The sequence below is a fragment of the Dokdonella sp. GW821-FHT11D02 genome, assembly GCF_058808595.1.
The window spans coordinates 3,324,079-3,340,496 of sequence record NZ_CM179520.1 but is presented as its reverse complement, the minus strand read 5'-3'; the positions used below and the strand labels follow the sequence as shown (position 1 = coordinate 3,340,496).

At 66.2% G+C, this 16,418-nt stretch carries 13 protein-coding genes; 12 read left to right on the top strand and 1 reads right to left on the bottom strand.

Features of this window, described 5'->3' with window-relative positions; all coding sequences use genetic code 11:
* The first annotated feature begins 93 nt into the window (after positions 1-93).
* The 12 genes from AC3QL3_RS14080 (at position 94) to AC3QL3_RS14025 (ending at position 15,506) form a co-directional block, all read left to right on the top strand.
* Positions 94-429, top strand: a complete 336-nt coding sequence (locus AC3QL3_RS14080) for a HesB/IscA family protein (RefSeq protein ID WP_492894645.1) — start codon at positions 94-96, stop codon at positions 427-429.
* Positions 387-1,184 (top strand): hypothetical protein, encoded by a 798-nt coding sequence (locus tag AC3QL3_RS14075; RefSeq protein WP_492894643.1) that lies wholly within the window; start codon positions 387-389, stop codon positions 1,182-1,184. The genes AC3QL3_RS14080 and AC3QL3_RS14075 overlap by 43 nt, the downstream gene beginning before the upstream one ends.
* A 175-nt stretch (positions 1,185-1,359) precedes the next feature.
* A complete protein-coding gene (gene rpsF, locus AC3QL3_RS14070; RefSeq protein WP_492894641.1) occupies positions 1,360-1,803 on the top strand; it encodes a 30S ribosomal protein S6 in 444 nt (147 codons plus the stop codon).
* Between the two features lie 32 nt (positions 1,804-1,835).
* On the top strand, positions 1,836-2,060 hold the full coding sequence (gene rpsR / locus AC3QL3_RS14065) for a 30S ribosomal protein S18 (protein ID WP_492894639.1): 225 nt from the start codon (positions 1,836-1,838) through the stop codon (positions 2,058-2,060).
* A gap of 100 nt (positions 2,061-2,160) precedes the next feature.
* Positions 2,161-2,610, top strand: a complete 450-nt coding sequence (rplI, locus tag AC3QL3_RS14060) for a 50S ribosomal protein L9 (protein ID WP_492894637.1) — start codon at positions 2,161-2,163, stop codon at positions 2,608-2,610.
* Between the two features lie 199 nt (positions 2,611-2,809).
* Positions 2,810-4,192: a replicative DNA helicase gene (locus tag AC3QL3_RS14055; protein WP_492894635.1), complete on the top strand. Its 1,383-nt coding sequence runs from the start codon at positions 2,810-2,812 to the stop codon at positions 4,190-4,192.
* Positions 4,193-4,253: 61 nt separating this feature from the next.
* Positions 4,254-5,837 (top strand): PQQ-dependent sugar dehydrogenase, encoded by a 1,584-nt coding sequence (locus AC3QL3_RS14050; protein ID WP_492894633.1) that lies wholly within the window; start codon positions 4,254-4,256, stop codon positions 5,835-5,837.
* A 319-nt stretch (positions 5,838-6,156) separates the two neighbouring features.
* Positions 6,157-8,058, top strand: a complete 1,902-nt coding sequence (locus tag AC3QL3_RS14045) for a glycosyltransferase family 39 protein (RefSeq protein WP_492894631.1) — start codon at positions 6,157-6,159, stop codon at positions 8,056-8,058.
* A 486-nt stretch (positions 8,059-8,544) separates the two neighbouring features.
* Complete coding sequence (gene alr / locus AC3QL3_RS14040) at positions 8,545-9,624, top strand: alanine racemase (RefSeq protein ID WP_492894629.1); 1,080 nt, start codon at positions 8,545-8,547, stop codon at positions 9,622-9,624.
* 88 nt (positions 9,625-9,712) lie between these two features.
* Positions 9,713-12,121, top strand: coding sequence for an AI-2E family transporter (locus tag AC3QL3_RS14035; protein ID WP_492894627.1), 2,409 nt, complete (start codon positions 9,713-9,715; stop codon positions 12,119-12,121).
* Between the two features lie 175 nt (positions 12,122-12,296).
* The gene (radA, locus tag AC3QL3_RS14030) at positions 12,297-13,670 is read left to right on the top strand and encodes a DNA repair protein RadA (RefSeq protein ID WP_492894625.1); all 1,374 of its coding nucleotides are present in this window, start codon (positions 12,297-12,299) and stop codon (positions 13,668-13,670) included.
* Positions 13,671-13,835: 165 nt separating this feature from the next.
* Entirely contained in the window at positions 13,836-15,506 is a 1,671-nt protein-coding gene (locus AC3QL3_RS14025) for an enoyl-CoA hydratase-related protein (RefSeq protein WP_492894623.1), read from the top strand.
* Positions 15,507-15,537: 31 nt separating this feature from the next.
* Here the strand turns inward: AC3QL3_RS14025 and AC3QL3_RS14020 are convergent, their stop codons facing one another.
* Positions 15,538-16,335 carry a cytochrome C assembly family protein gene (locus AC3QL3_RS14020; protein WP_492894621.1) on the bottom strand — a complete coding sequence of 266 codons (798 nt, stop codon included), beginning with the start codon at positions 16,333-16,335 and terminating at the stop codon, positions 15,538-15,540.
* Positions 16,336-16,418 lie beyond the last annotated feature (83 nt).

Sequence of the window (16,418 nt, the reverse complement as noted above, 5' to 3'; positions counted from 1 at the left end):
ATCGCTGCGCCGGCGAAGACGTCGCCGCTCGCAAGACGCTACAATCGGGCGCAACTCCGAAATCCCCATCCCGATCACCGAATCCCCGCTCTCATGGCCATTCAACTCACCGCCGCCGCACGCCAGCGCATGCAGGACTTCCTCACCAAGGAACCGTCCGCGGTCGGCGTGCGCTTCGGCATCAAGCGCACCGGCTGTTCGGGCTTCGGCTACACGGTGGATCTGGCCAGCGTGATCGCCGACAACGACGCGGTGTTCGATCAAGACGGTCTGCAGATCGTGGTCGATCGCAAGGCGCTGCCGTTCGTCGACGGCACCGAGATCGATTTCCAGCGCCAAGGCCTCAACGCGAGCTTCGTGTTCCGCAATCCGAACGCGACCGGCGAATGCGGCTGCGGCGAGAGCTTCACCGTCGACGCGACCCGCTGATCCGCGTGACCGTTCCGGCTCTCCCCGGCGGCAGCCAGCCCGTGCCGGCGCGTCCCACGACATCTGAAATGGCGTTCCAGGACTTGTGGCCGCATCTGTTGCGCCTGTTGCGCCGCGAACCGGCGCTGGCGATCACGCTTGGTTATCTGCTGCTGGTGTTGGCCGGCATCTTCTACAACGCACGTTTCTTCGCGAAGTTCGGCATTCCGGTACTGACCCTGTCGCAGATCAGCGATTTCCTGATCGCCGGCATCCAGCAGCCGGTCGCCATCGTCTTGGTGTTGTCGACCTTCCCGTTGTGCTGGGTATTCGACCTGACCAACCGGCGATATGTCCTGCGCCGTGCTCGCACCCTCGAGCGCTTGCGCACTCTGGCCGCGCCGAACGGGTGGCAGCGTCTGCGTCGGGCGTGGCTGGAATGGCGCGGGCGGCAGATCTGGATCATGCCGCTGGCGTATCTGGGGGTGGTGGGCCTGTACGGCTGGGCCTTCGTCGCCTTGTATGCGGACTATCGCGTCGATCGCGTGCGCGCGGGCGACGCGGCCCAGGTGCGGGTCTGGCTCGGCGGCAATGCGCTGACACCGGACAAGGCGGAGACCTGGACCTATCTGGGAGCGGTCGCCAACTATGTCTTCGTGTACGACCCCGCGAGCGAGCGCTCGGTGATCCTGCCGGTCGAGAATATCGATCGGATCGAGCCGGTGCGGTCGGTCAAATCCGCGCGCTCGGCGCCTTCGCTTGCGCCAAAGTCCTGATTCCATTAGTATCCGCGCCCCTTTTGCCGTAGATGCGATCGTTCGTGATCGCCTGCGTCGGGAAGCGGTCGTTCTAGACCGCATTCTCCGATGAAAGCGAAAGGGCCTTGCCTCACCGCGTCGCGGGAGGCTGTCGGGCGGAATTCTCCGCTGCGATACCCATGAGGAGTTTCGAATGCGTCATTACGAAGTCGTGTTTCTGGTCCACCCTGACCAGAGCGAGCAGGTGCCCGCGATGGTCGAGCGCTACAAGGCGCTGATCGAGAACGACGGCGGCAAAGTGCACCGTCTGGAAGACTGGGGCCGCCGCCAGCTGGCTTATCCGATCCAGCATCTGGCCAAGGCGCACTATGTGCTGCTCAACATCGAGTGCAGCGCGGCCGTGTTGGCCGAGCTGGAATCGGGCTTCCGCTTCAACGATGCGGTGCTGCGCCACCTGATCGTCAAGCGCGAGAATGCGGTGACCGAGATGTCGCCGATCATGAAGAACAAGGACGACAAGGGCGGCCGCCGCCGCGACGACGAAGGCGTCGGCTTCGGCGACGTGGAAGACGAGCCGCGGCCGCGCCGCGAGCGCACGCCGCGCGAAGAACCCGCTGCTGAAGCAGCAGCCGAGTAAGCGCCCGCCCACGTCATCGAGGAAAAATCATCATGTCCAAGTTCTTTCGCCGCAAGAAGTTCTGCCGTTTCACCGCCGAAGGCGCGACCGAGATCGACTACAAGGATCTGAACCTTCTGCGCCAGTACGTCAGCGAGACCGGCAAGATCGTGCCGAGCCGCATCACCGGCACCAAGGCACGCTACCAGCGCATGCTCGGTACCGCGGTCGAGCACGCGCGCTTCCTCGCGCTCCTGCCCTACAGCGACGCGCATTGATCGTACTTGTCGCGGTCCCGGCGTGAGCCGGGACCGCGGCCCCGCATTCGGACAGCGCAAGCTGCGCCGGACCATCCGACGCTAACGAATTGGAAGATTTATGGAACTCATCCTTCTGCAGAAAGTGAAAAACCTCGGCAACCTCGGCGACAAGGTCAAGGTCAAGCCGGGCTACGGCCGCAACTACCTCGTGCCGCAGGGCAAGGCGACCGCCGCGACCGCGACCAACATCGCCGAGTTCGAGCAGCGCCGCGCCGAATACGAAGCGCGTGCGAACCAGCAGCTCTCCGGCGCCGAAGCGCGCAAGGCGCAGTTCGAGAACCTCTCGGTCACGATCAAGGCGAACGCGAGCCCGGAAGGCAAGCTGTTCGGCTCGGTCGGTCCGCGCGACATCGCCGACGCGTTCACCAACGCCGGCGCCGCGCTCGATAAGAGCGAGGTGGTGATGTCGGAAGGTCCGCTGCGCCACATCGGCGAGTTCGAGGTGCAGGTGCATCTGCACGCCGACGTCAACACGACGGTCAAGGTCGTGATCGAGTCCGACGACTGATCGATTCTCCGCACGAGATCGAGACACGGGCGCCTGCGGGCGCCCGTTTCGTTTCCGCGGGCGACGCGGAAGCGAAAAAAATCGAATGAGACTCCGTGCGCTCGCCATGTGAGAAGCGCACAGGTTTTCCACAGGGTTATTGTCTCGACAGCTGAGACGTCCGTGCGGATGATGCGGAGCCGAACTCCGCGCGTGCATCATGGCCCAGACCGAACGCAAACCCGCCACCATCGAAGCGCTGCGCGTACCGCCGCATTCGATCGAGGCGGAGCAGGCCGTACTCGGCGGCCTCATGCTCGCACCCGATTCCTGGGATCGCGTCGCCGACCGCCTGACCGAAGAAGACTTCTACCGGCGCGACCACCGCCTGATCTTCCGCGCGATCGGCGACCTGTCGAACAAGGGCATGCCCTACGACGCGGTCACGCTCGGCGAATGGTTCCATTCGCAGAGCCTGTCCGACCTGGTCGGCGGCTCGGCCTACGTGATCGAGCTGGCGAACTCGACGCCGAGCGCGGCCAACATCACCGCCTACGCCGACATCGTGCGCGAGAAGTCGGTGCTGCGGCAGTTGATCGATGCCGGCACCGAGATTGCCGGCGATGCGTTCCAGCCGGAAGGGCGCTCCAGCCAGGAGCTTTTGGAAACCGCCGAGCAGAAGGTGTTCCACATCGCCGAGGCCGGTGCGCGCGGGCGCAAGGGCTTCGTCTCGATGCGCTCGGCGGTGAAGGAAGCGTTCCAGATTCTGCACCATCGCTACGAGAACCGCGGCTCGGTCACGGGCCTGCCGACCGGCTTCGTCGATCTCGACGAGATGACCGCCGGCCTGCAGCCGTCGGACCTGATCATCGTCGCGGCGCGTCCGTCGATGGGCAAGACCGCGTTCTCAGTCAACATGGCCGAGAACGCGGCGATGCGGACGAAGAAAGCGGTGGCGATCTTTTCGATGGAAATGTCCGCCTCGCAGCTCGCGTTCCGACTCATCTCCTCGATGGGCCGCATCGACGCGCGCCACTTGCGCACCGGCGACCTCGCCGAAGAGGAATGGCCGCGCGTGACGAATGCGATCACCTTGCTCAGCGAGGCGAAGATCTTCATCGACGACACGCCGGCGCTGAGTCCGGGCGAACTGCGCGCGCGTGCGCGGCGCCTCAAGCGCGAGTACGACCTCGGCCTGATCGTGATCGACTACCTGCAGCTGATGCAGGTGCCGGGAACGAAGGAGAATCGCGCCACCGAAATCTCGGAGATTTCGCGCAGCCTCAAGGCACTTGCGAAGGAATTGAACATCCCGGTGATCGCCTTGTCGCAGCTCAATCGCTCGCTCGAGCAACGCACCGACAAGCGTCCGATGATGGCCGACTTGCGCGAGTCGGGCGCGATCGAGCAGGACGCCGACGTGATCATGTTCATCTACCGCGACGAGTACTACAACCCGGAATCGGGCGAGAAGGGCGTCGCCGAAATCATCATCGGCAAGCAGCGAAACGGCCCCACCGGTGCGGTCAAGCTCGCCTTCCTCGGTCAGTACACGAAGTTCGAAAATCTGGCCAGCGGCAGCTACGCCGGCTCGTTCGAGTGAAGCGCGCGAGCGCGATTGCGCCGAGGTCGGTCGACTGACGCGGCAGCAGGGGAGGGGTGTGATGCAAAGGTTCCTGGCCTGCGTTGTGTTCGGCTTCGCCTTCGCGGCGAGTTACGTGTTTGCGCAAAGCGTGCCGCCGGATCTGAGCCTCGAAACGGTCACCGACCAGGTCGACGCACCGATCGGCGTGCGCGCGCCCAACGACGGCAGCGGGCGTCTGTTCGTGATCAGCCAGGCCGGTTCGATTCGCATCGTCAAGGACGGTGCGCTGCTGCCGACACCGTTCTTGAGCGTGCCGGTCACCTATCCGGGCAACGGCGGCACCGGCGGTTTGCTCGGGCTCGCCTTCCATCCGAACTACGGCAAGCCGGGCTTGGAGCACCGCGACGAGTTCTACGTCGTGTCGATCCGGCCGCCCGGTTGCACGCCCGCCGGCACTTGTCTCGGCACCGGTCCCGACGAAGTGCTCGAGCGCTACACGGTATCGGCCGACAACCCGGATCGCGCGAACCCGAGCGGCACCGTGGTGATGCGCATTCCCGGGACCAACGTCCAGTTCCACAACGGCGGCGATATTCATTTCGGTACGGACGGCTATCTGTACATGTCCTCCGGCGACGGCGGTCAGGAAGGCGGTACCAACGGCTTCGCCGAGTGCTTGTGGAAGAAGCCGGCCGACGGCAATCCGGCCAGCTGCGGCAGCGGTAGCGGCACGCAGTACTACCTGCGCGGCAAGATGCTGCGCATCAACGTCGACAAACGCGGTGTGATCGCGACGGCGGAAATGTGCGGCACCGCGGCCGGTGCGCCGGCCGAGTACGCGATTCCGCTCGACAATCCGCATCTGGGCAGCAGCAACACCTGCGACGAAATCTTCCTGCACGGTTTCCGCAACCCGTGGCGCTGGAGCTTCGATCGCGCCACCGGCGACATCTGGATCGGCGACGTCGGTCAAAGCCAGTTCGAGGAGATCGACCTGCGCACACCGGGCTCGACCGAGCCGCTCGACTACGGCTGGCATTGCATGGAAGGTACTGCGCGCTACAACAGCGCGAACGTCTGTGCCGATCCGTTGCCGCCGAGCGTGCCGCCGTTGCTCGAATACGATCATTCAGGCAGCCGTTGCGCGGTCACCGGCGGCTATCGCTTCCGCGGTCCGATCCCGCTGTTCCGCGGCATGTACGTCTTCGCCGATTCCTGTTCGAGCGAAATCTTCTTCGCCAAGCCCGATGAAAAAGGGGCTTGGGCCTACACGGTCTGGCGCCGGGACGCGAACGGCTACGGTACCTATTCGGGTTTCGGCGAGGACGAAGCGGGCAACCTCTATGTGGCCAATACGGATCTCGGCGTCGTCTACCGTTTCCATTCGGAGCAACAGGTCGCGACTCATCTGGTCACGCCGCAAGCGATCGGTCACGGCTCGATCACGCCTTCGACGGCGCAGACCGTGAACGACGGCGAGGCGATCTCGTTCGTCGTGCAGGCCGATCCCGGCTATGCGATCGGCAAAGTCACCGGCTGCGGCGGAAGCTTGAGCGCCGACACCTACACGACGGCGCCGATTTCGGCGGACTGCACGGTGGTGGCGACGTTCCTCGTCGGCGACCGCATCTTCGCCGATGGGTTTGAGGCGGTGACACCGTAACGACGGCCGACGCATTCACGGTGCCAACGGCTTCCGTCGACCAGCCGCCTCGATGAAAGCATCCGCCGTTACATGAATGGCCGAATTCGACCGACCCGCGCGATGCTCGGCCTTGCGCTCTTTGACGATCGATAGCTGAACGGCGCGGCCTCTGCCGACATCGCCGCGCGCGCGAACAACACCGGGCTGCGACGTTCGACGTCTTTCGTACGTCGTAGCTCGGAGGATTCGCAGGCGCTCAAGGATGTCGACACTTCGCTGGCCCGGCTTTGCATTCGCATCGATCGCTCTAGTCGCGTGCGTGTGCGCGTTCAGTGGATTGTCCGTCAGCAGCTATTGGGCGGACGAGCTCTTCACGCTCTCGGTAATCCAACACCCGGACGGCCTCGCCGGGGTCTGGCAGCGCTCGCTCACCGACGTGCATCCGCCGTTCTACTACATCGTCCTGTACCTCTGGACGCAGCTCGCCGGCTATTCCGAATTCGCGCTGCGGCTGCCGAGCGCGATGTTCTCGATCGCGTCGATCCTCGTGTTCGCGCTCGCCGCGCGCCGCGTAGCGAGTTTCAACGCGGTCGCGTTCGCCTGTGCCGCCGCGGTGTTGTCGTCGTTCTGGTTCGACCAGTCGCAGAACGCGCGCAACTACGGGCTCGGCATGTTTCTGGGTTCCTGCCTGCTGTATTCAGCGCTGCTGCTGCATCGGCGATTGCGCGACCGTCCGATGGAATTTCCGTTCCTGCCGATCGCAGCGCTGGCTCTGCTCGGCTTCGCCGCCAGCTTCACGCATGCCTATCTCTTCTTGTTGTTCGGCTGTCTGCTGCTGTACGTATTGATCACCGAGAACGATCGACGCGTGCGCGCCGCGATCATCGCGATCGGGCTCGTCGTGTTCCTGCTCGACATGGCGTACTTCCATGCGCTGATGCAAAACATGCAACTCGACCCGAACGAGGTCTGGTTCCAGAACGACCGGCGCTTCTTCAGCGATCAATTGCGCCTGGCGTTCAAGAACATTTCCGAACGCGCTGCGCTGTTCATCGTATTGGCGCTGATCCTGACACGCGTATTCGGACGCAACGCGCGCAGCACTGTCGGTGAGACCGAGTCCGAGGCGCGTTGGGTGACCCGTCTGTGCACCTTCGTCCCGCTCGGCGTCGTCGTGTGCGGACTCGGCGTCTCGCTGTTGCTGACGCCGTCGTTTTCCGGCCGCAACGTGCTGGTCGCGGCGCCACTGCTCTGGTTGCTGTTCGCGCGCTGGTTCGATCTGGTCGATCCGCTGCGTTCTCGCTACGCCGCGTTGACCTGCGTCGTTCTGCTGCTTTTGATGATTCCGGAACTCAGGCAAATCGACGGACGCTGGCTGCCGCGCAATCAGGAATGGCGTGCCTCGGCCACCTTCATACGCGAACTGCCCGGCTGTGCCGGCGCGACGGTACCGGTCGTGTTCCCGTATCGATTCGGACCGCCGACGCCGGCTATGCGGGGGCTGGTCGAGCAGAGTTTCTTCGGTCACTACGCTACCGGGATGGCGGCGCTGCATACGTATGTGCCGGCCGAGTTCGCCACCGCCGCGGACGATGCGAACTCACCGCTGCACGCACAGCTCGAAACGCGCATCCTCGAAGCCGTCGCCGGCGGTTGCCCGGTGCTGGCTTGGGGCGTGCACGATCTGTTGGAGACCGATGCGATCCGACTCGCGGCGGAACTGGCGCGCCAGAGCGAGATCGGCTCGCGCTCGGTCGTGATCCGTCCCTTCGATCACTTCGAGCGGCGAGGCAGTCGCTGGCGGCGAACGCCCGGCGCCTACGTATTCCTGCTCGGCGACTCGCCGGCGTTCGAGTCCGTGGCGGCGGCAAAACTCAAGCCGCCATCGTCGAGCGATGATGGGAGCGACAGCACCGTCGTCGTTGGCCGCACGTATGCCTACGAAGGCGTCGACGCGGGAACGACCTATGCGATCGAAGGGTATTCGGTGCAACGCCGGCTCGCCTCCGGCGCGTCGGCCGAGGGCATGCTGGTCGTACGCCGGACAGCTTGCGACAGCCCTACGCGGCTGGCGGAAGATTCCGCCTGGCCGGACAACACCGAAATGAGTTGCGGCGGCGGAGTCGGCAAGCGCTCGAGTCAGGCCGAGTCGACGCCATTGCCGCAATGCTTCGACGGCCCGGCCGCCGGTATGACCTACGGCTCGCGCCTGTGCCTGTCGAGATCCACCGCCGACTGACGCGCTTCGACGCCGCGGTCGAAGCGGCGACGAGTGTGTGGCTCGACCCTTCGGACGCATCGATCGACCGGTAGCCTCGTCCGCGGCTGCGGGCATTCCGTTCCGTAAGCACTGGCGAGGGAGCGCGTCAGGCTAGCGGTGTCGGCCGTTGCGCTGCCTCCGCTACAATTCGCGCAGCAAACCGGCAATGCGCATTGCCGTCATGAGCCAGATTCTCGCCACGTCCAAGCCTCACGTTCGTCCCACTGCCGAAGTTCAATCCGTGCTGTCTTCTGCTTGCACGATGTCGAGGCGCTCTCATGCTACGCGGCTCATCCATTGTTTGGTCTTTTTTCGTCAGCAGCCACGGCGACGCTGGGTCATCCCGATGACTGTTGCGATGATCCAAAACAAGGCGAGTTCGCTCGGGAAAGCAAGGCGCGCTGATCGAGTCGCCGCTCTGTTCCTACTCCCCAATTCCCAATCCTCAATCCCGGTCCCTCACTGATGCGCCCGACCTGTGCCACGATCCATCTCGGTGCATTGCGCGAGAACCTGCGGCGCGTGCGCGAGCTTGCGCCCGGCTCGAAGATCATGGCCGTGGTCAAGGCCGACGGCTACGGCCACGGGCTCGAGCGCGTCGCCCGCGCGCTCGAAGGCGCCGACGCGTTCGGTGTCGCCGCGATCGCCGATGGCCAGCGCTTGCGCGCAGCCGGCGCCTCGCAACGCATCGTCGTGTTGTCGGGACCGGACGAGGCGGGCGATCTGGCCGAGCTGCGCCGGCTCAAGCTCGACGCGGTGATTCATCATCCGACGCAAATCGAATTGCTCGCCGCCGACGGCGATCCGCGCCCGCTGCGCGTCTGGCTCAAGATCGATACCGGCATGCATCGACTCGGCTTTGCGCCCGAACGCGCGCGCGACGCGTACGCGCGCTTGCGCGCGATGCCGGGCGTGGACCGCGACGTCGCGCTGATGACGCACTTCGCCAATTCGGACGTGTTCGACGATGCCTTGACCACGCATCAGATCGAGCGTTTCGAGCGCAGCGTGTCCGGTCTCGATGGCGAACGTTCGCTGTCGAATTCGGCCGGCATCCTCGGCTGGCCCGAGGCGCAAGGCCAGTGGGTGCGCGCCGGCGGCGCGCTGTACGGTATCTCGGTCGTGGCCGGCAAGATCGGCGCCGATTTCGGCTTCCGTCCGGCGATGACGCTGTCGACACGGCTGATCGCGGTCAATCGCGTGCGTCGCGGCGAGCGGGTCGGCTACGCGGCGACTTGGGAAGCGCCCGAGGACATGTCGATCGGCGTCGCTGCGATCGGTTACGGCGACGGCTACCCGCGGCACGCCGATTTCGGCACGCCCGTGCTGGTCGGCGGCACGCGTGCCAGCGTGATCGGGCGCGTGTCGATGGACTTGATCACGATCGATCTTCGCGACGTCCCGTCGGCCCAGATCGGCGATACCGTGGTGCTGTGGGGCCGCGGTCTCGCGGTCGAGGAGATCGCCGAGCACGCCGATACGATCGGCTATGAACTGACTTGCGGCGTGACGCGGCGGGTACGTTTCGTCGAAGACGAAAACTGAGCGCGTCCGCGACGCGTAAATTCCCGGTTAAGCGACGAGGGAGTAATCGCCCCAGGATGACCCGATGGGTCTCACGCGGAGGCGGGCGATGGCGCGGGATTCCGAAGAGCGAGTGGGAGCGCGAGCGCAGGCCGGCAAGACCTCGCGCGCGGCGCTGTTCGACAGCGGTAGCGCTAGCGGAGCAGCGCGGGCGGCAGCCAGCTTGGCCGCGATCGTTCCCGGCTTGCGCCTGCTCATCGGTCTTTCGATCGCGGCGATCTTGATCGCTGCGCTGTATTTCGGTCGCTCGCTGCTGATCCCGCTCGCACTCGCCGCACTGCTCGGTTTCCTGCTCGACTGGCCGGTGCGTCAGCTCTGCCGCTGGCGCTTGCCGCGCGCGCTGTCGGTCTTCTTGGTCGTCTCGCTCGCGGTCGGCGCTCTGGTCGGCGCCGGCATCTACGTGACCGGGCAACTCACGGCATTGAGCCAGGACCTGCCGACCTACCAGAGCACGATTCGCGACAAGCTGCACGTACTGCGAGAGGCGGCGACCAAGCCGGGCGCATGGGCGGGTGCGCTGAAGACGCTGCAGACCGTGCAGAAGGAAATCGACATCGCTCCGCCGCAAGGCGGTAAGGGGGTGGCCGGCGTGCAGAAGGTCGAGGTGATCGGAGCGGAGTCGCGGCCGACTCGCGTGGCCTTGGATTGGCTCGGCCGCATCAGCGAACCGGTCGCCACCGCCGGCATCGCGCTGTTGTTCGTGATTCTGATGCTGATGGACCGCCGCGATCTGCGCGATCGTCTGCTGCGTCTGGCCGGAGGCGATCTGCATACCGCGACCGACGCGATGGACGAGGCGTCGGCACGCATCGGCCGCTACCTGCGCATGCAGTTCCTCATCAACGCTTCCTATGGCGTGCCGTTGGGGTTGGGGCTGTGGTGGATCGGCGTGCCCGCCGCCGCGCTGTGGGGCTTCGTCGCCGCGGTGATGCGCTTCGTGCCGTACGTCGGACCGATCGTCTCGGCGGTGTTCCCGCTGGCGCTGGCGTTCGCGGTCTCGCCCGATTGGAGCATGGTGTTGTGGACACTCGCGCTGATCGTCGGGCTCGAGCTGGTCTGCGCCAATCTGGTCGAGCCGTGGTTGTATGGATCGAGCACCGGGCTCAGCGCGATGTCGATCATCGTCGCAGCGATGTTCTGGACCGCGTTGTGGGGACCGCTCGGTCTGATCCTGTCGACGCCGTTGACCGTGTGCTTGCTGGTGATCGGCCGCTATCTGCCGTCGCTGCATTTCTTGCACGTATTGCTCGGCAGCGAGAGCGCCTTGGCACCGCCACAGCGCTTGTACCAGCGGCTGCTCGCCGGCGATGTGGAGGAGGCGCTCGATCTCGCCGACGAGGTCGTCGAACAACGGCGCGCAACGAGAGACGGCGCGAGTCGTGTGAGCGACGCGTTGAGCGCCTTCTACGGCGAGGTCGCGGTGCCGATGCTGCGTATCGCCACCGCGCACCATGCCGGCGTGGCCAGTGCCGAGCATCGCCTGCGTCTCGCCAGCGGCACGGCCGAGTTGGTGAAGGAACTGCGCGAGCAATATCCGCCGTCGCCGGACGCACTGGAAGGCACGCCGCGCGTTCTTTGTCTCGGCGCACGCTGGGAAGTCGACGTGCTCGCCGCCGCGATGATCGCGCATGCGCTCGAGCTGCGCGGCCTGGACGCGCAAGCAAACTCGCAGGCGATCTTGTCGGCGTCCAGCTTCGAGTTGCCGCCGGACGGCCATCGTCCGCAAATGATCTGCCTGTCCGTATTCGGCACACAGCCGCAAGCGCGCGTACGCCTGATCGCACGTCGGCTGCGCCGCCGGCTGCCGGGCGCGCGCATCGTTGTCGCGGCATGGAGCGCGCCGGCGGACATGCTTGCGGCGGAGATGCCGCGCCGTCTCGGTGTCGACGCCGTCGTCGCCGATCTCGGCAGCTTGCTGCTGCACGTCGACCATTTATCGACGGCCGGCACCGACAGCGTCGTGCCGATTCCGCCGGACGATGCCGCGCGCGTGCAAGCCTTGCATCTCAGCGGCGCGTTGTCGCCGGCGCACGATGTGCTCTACGAGGACACCATCCGCCGCGTCGCCAACGCGTTCGACACGAAGTATGCGGAGATTTCCTGGGTCGACGCGGAGCACGTGCACAAACCGGCGAGTGCGATCGCCGCCGGTGGCGACGGCGTGCCACGTGAACGGTCCGTATGCGCGCATGTCGTCGGCGCGAACCTCGCCGTCGTCGTCGCCGACCTCGCGCGCGATCCGCGTTTCGCCGACAGTTCACTGCTGCACGAGTACGGCATCCGCTTCTATGCCGGCGCGCCGATCCGCGACCGCGACGGCCGCGCGCTCGGCGCGCTGTGCATCCTCGATGCCGCGCCGCGTGAAATGAAGCCGGCCGACTTGGATCTGCTGGCGCAGATGGCGGATGAGCTGATGAAGCGTGTGCAGGAGCAGGCGGGGAATGGCGGCGCTGGTTGATCGCGTGCGCCGTCTCGTCGCCTGCGACGCGTTCGCGCGACGCTGCGCCGCCGATCGACGACCGTCTCGCCGCTGTCGTTCCAGGTAAGATTTCGAGCCACGCTCAGCGTCGCGAATCGAACCGCGAAGGACGCTGCGGGCTCGACCCGCGAGCGGCGCACACAATGGAACCCCGATGGCCAAAGCCAAAACCGCCTACGTCTGCAGCGAATGCGGCGCCGAGCATTCCAAGTGGCAAGGCCAGTGCGTGGAGTGCGGCGCCTGGAACACGCTGAGCGAATTCGTCGTGCAGCCGGCGGCGAAGCCCGCTGCCGGCGCGCGCACCGGCTATGCCGGCGCAGCCGGAGCGGCCAAGGTCACGCCGCTGGCGACGGTCGCGGCCGAAGCGGAACAGCGCAGCGCGACCGGCATTGGTGAACTCGACCGCGTGCTCGGCGGCGGCTTGGTCACCGGGTCGGTGGTTTTGATCGGCGGTGATCCGGGCATCGGCAAGTCGACCTTGCTGCTGCAGATGCTCGGCACGCTCGGACAGCGTCTGCGCGGCCTGTACGTGACGGGCGAGGAGTCTTTGGCTCAAGTCGCCGCGCGCGGGCAGCGGCTCGACATCGCGCTGGACGGGCTCGATGCGCTGGCCGAAACCTCGATCGAGCGGATCCTGGCGGAAGCGGCGGTCGCCAAGCCCGAGGTGCTGATCGTCGATTCGATCCAGACCATCTGGACCGAGCTGCTGACCGCAGCGCCGGGCTCGGTCTCGCAAGTGCGCGAGTCGGCCGCGCGGCTGGTGCGTTACGCGAAGGAAAGCGGTGCCAGCGTGTTCCTGGTCGGCCACGTGACCAAGGAAGGCGGCATCGCCGGCCCGCGCGTGCTCGAGCACATGGTCGACGCGGTGCTGTATTTCGAGGGTGAGTCGGGCTCGCGTTTCCGCGTGCTGCGCGCGTTCAAGAACCGCTTCGGCGCGGTCAACGAGCTGGGCGTGTTCGCGATGGGCGACAAGGGCCTGCGCGAAGTACCCAATCCGTCGGCGATCTTTCTTTCCACGCACGGCGCGCCGACGCCGGGCAGTGCGGTCATGGTCACGCGCGAGGGCACGCGGCCCTTGCTGGTGGAAGTGCAGGCGCTGGTCGATCAGAGCTCGCTCGGTAATCCGCGCCGCGTCGCGCTCGGACTCGAGCAGAATCGTCTGGCCATGTTGCTGGCCGTGCTGCACCGGCACGGCGGCGCTGCGGTGTATGACCAGGACGTGTTCGTCAACGTCGTCGGCGGCATCCGCGTGCAGGAAACGGCGGCCGACCTGCCGGTGCTGCTGGCGGTGTTGTCGAGCTTCCGCGATCGTCCGCTGCCGGAAAAAACCGTGGCCTTCGGTGAGGTCGGATTGTCCGGTGAGATCCGGCCGGTGCCGAACGGCGAAGAGCGGCTGAAGGAAGCCGCCACGCACGGCTTCCGCTGCGCGATCGTGCCGAAGGCGAACGCGCCGAAGAAGACGAGTATCGGCGACATGGCGATCGTCGCGGTGGAACGTCTGGCCGATGCGATCGCGGCGGTGCGGTGAGGAATCTCGCGCGGGCAGTGTCGGCGCTGCGCGTCGAGGCGGAGGATTCCTCAGACACGCTTCGCGGTCTGTGGAAACTTACTAAAGTATAGAAATGCGCATCACGTCAGCGTTCGTCGCCGCGTCCGTCGCTAGTCTGACAGGCACAGCGGGGAGGGCGGAGCGATGCGCATTCTTTTCCTGTGTACACGGCACAACAGTCTGTCGCAGCGGTTGCAGGTCGAGCTGGAAGACGGCGGTCACGAGATCGTCGTCGCCGAAGTGGCGGCGGCGGAGGAGATGGAGGCCGCCGCGCAGGCAGCCGATCCAGCCTTGATTCTCGCGCCGATGCTCAAGCGCGCGATTCCCCCAACGGTATGGAAGCGCTGGACCTGCCTGATCGTGCATCCGGGGATTCCCGGCGATCGCGGCCCTTCCGCGCTCGACTGGGCGATCCTCGACGGCGCGTCATCGTGGGGCGTGACCGTGCTCGAAGCACGCGCAGAACTCGACGCAGGTCCAATCTGGGCCGACGGCGAGTTCGCGCTGCGCGCGGTCGGCAAGAGCGCCTTGTATCGGCGCGAGACGACGCAGACGGCAGTCGACGCGGCGCTGCGCGCGGTGGATGCCTTCGCGAGAGGACGACGGCCGCCGCGGCTCGGGGTTGCGCATCGGCGTGGACACGAGCGTCCCGCCTGCCGGCAGAGCGATCGGCGTTTCGATTGGAGCGAACCGAGCGCGCGCATTCTCGAATGCGTTCGCAGTGGCGACAGCGCGCCCGGCACGCTGGCGCGGCTCGCCGGCGAGTCGCTGCATCTGTTCGGCGCGCATGCCGAAGAGCGGCTGCGCGGCGAGCCGGGAGCTTTGCTCGCGCAGCGCGACGGTGCGGTCTGCGTCGGCAGCGGCGATGGCGCGGTCTGGTTCAGCCATTTGCGGCGCAAGGACGGCATCAAGCTGCCGGCGATGCAGGTGCTCGGCGAACGCGCGGCGGCGCTGCCTGAATCACCGCTGCCGCCGCAGGAGGAGCCCGGCTACGCCACCTGGCAGGAAATCCGCTATCGCGAACGCGGACGCTTCGGCTTGCTCTACTTCGATTTCCTCAACGGCGCGATGAGCGCCGCGCATTGTGAGCGGTTGCTCGCCGCGTATCGCTACGCCTGCGCACGTCCGACGCGCGCGATCGTGCTCTGCGGCGGCGAGGATTTCTGGTCGAACGGCATCGACTTGAACGCGATCGAGGCAGCGGCGGATCCGGCCGAGGAATCGTGGCGCAACATCCTCGCGATGAACGCGCTGGTGCGAGCGATCGCGACCACCCACGACAAGCTTGTAGTCAGCACCTTGCAAGGCAATGCCGGCGCCGGCGGCGTCACGCTGGCGCTCGCGGCCGATCGGGTCTACGCGCGCGCCGGCGTCGTGCTCAATCCGCACTACAAGCGCATGGGCGGCCTGTACGGCTCGGAGTTCTGGACGTATCTATTGCCGCGTCGCGTCGGCGAAGCGACCGCACGCCATCTGACGGATGCATTGCAGCCGGTCGGCACCGCGCGCGCCGCTCGCATCGGTTTGATCGACGCTGCCCTCGAAGGCGAAGCGCTGATCGAGCGTGTGCTGCGCATCGTCGAGCCGGAGCTAGGTTTCTGGCGCTATCGCGCCGCCCTTGCCCTGAAGGCGCGTCAGCGTGAGCAGGACGAGCGCGCGAAGCCGCTGGATCGTTATGCCGAGGAAGAACTGGCGGAGATGCGGCGCAACTTTTTCGGCGCCGACCGCAGCTATCACGAGGCACGCCGCCGGTTCGTTTGGAAGTTGTGTGCGGAGCCGGCATGCGTCGCGGCACAGGCGCGCGAATCTGCGTGACGACAGCGCAAGCCCGCGCTGCGGGTTTGCGTCAAGCGGTGCGGTGCAAGATCACTTCGAGCACGAACTTCGAGCCGAAGAATGCCAGCAGCAGGATCGTCATGCCGATCAAGGTCAAATTGACCGCGCGGTGGCCGCGCCAGCCGTAGCGCCAGCGGCCGAGCAGGAGCGCGCCGAACACGAACCAGGCCGCGATCGACAGCACGGTCTTGTGCAGGAGATGCTGGCCGAACAGGTCGTCGACGAACAAGATGCCGCTGAGCAGGGTCAGGGTCAGCAGCACGAAGCCGGCGCCGATCAGGCGGAACAGCAGGGTTTCGGTCAGGGTCAAGGGTGGCAGCGCGCGCAGCCACGCGCCGAACTGGCGATGACGCAGCGCGCGTTCCTGCACGGCCAGCAACAAGGCCAGCACCGCCGCGATCGAGAGCGCGCCGAAGGCGAGCAAGGCCACCGTCACGTGCAGCTTGATCTGCCAGTCCATCGACAGCGGCACGGTGCGAGGCGAGGCGAAGATGTCGATCGCGAGCAGCACGGCGGTGAGCGGGAACACGATCACGCCGAGCGCGGCGACCGGCCGCGTCAGATTCACGATCACGGTCAGCGCGGAAACGACGCCGGCGACCAGCGACAGCGCAGCGAAGAAATGCAGGTCCAGGGCGCCGGGATGCATGCCGAGCAGCACGCCGGCGTGCGCGATGAGGGCGACCATGGCGACGCCGTCCGCGCTGCGGTTGAGCGGTTCGCCGCCGCCGAGCAGCGGCCGCGCGAGCAGGCCGGCGGCGATCAGGTAGAGCGTGATCGCGAGCAGGGCGAGGGAGGGGATCAGCATGCTCGCAGTGTCGCATGGAGAGCTGGGATTGGGGATTGGGGATTGGGGATTGGGGGCCGGGATTCGGGATTGGAGATTGGGGA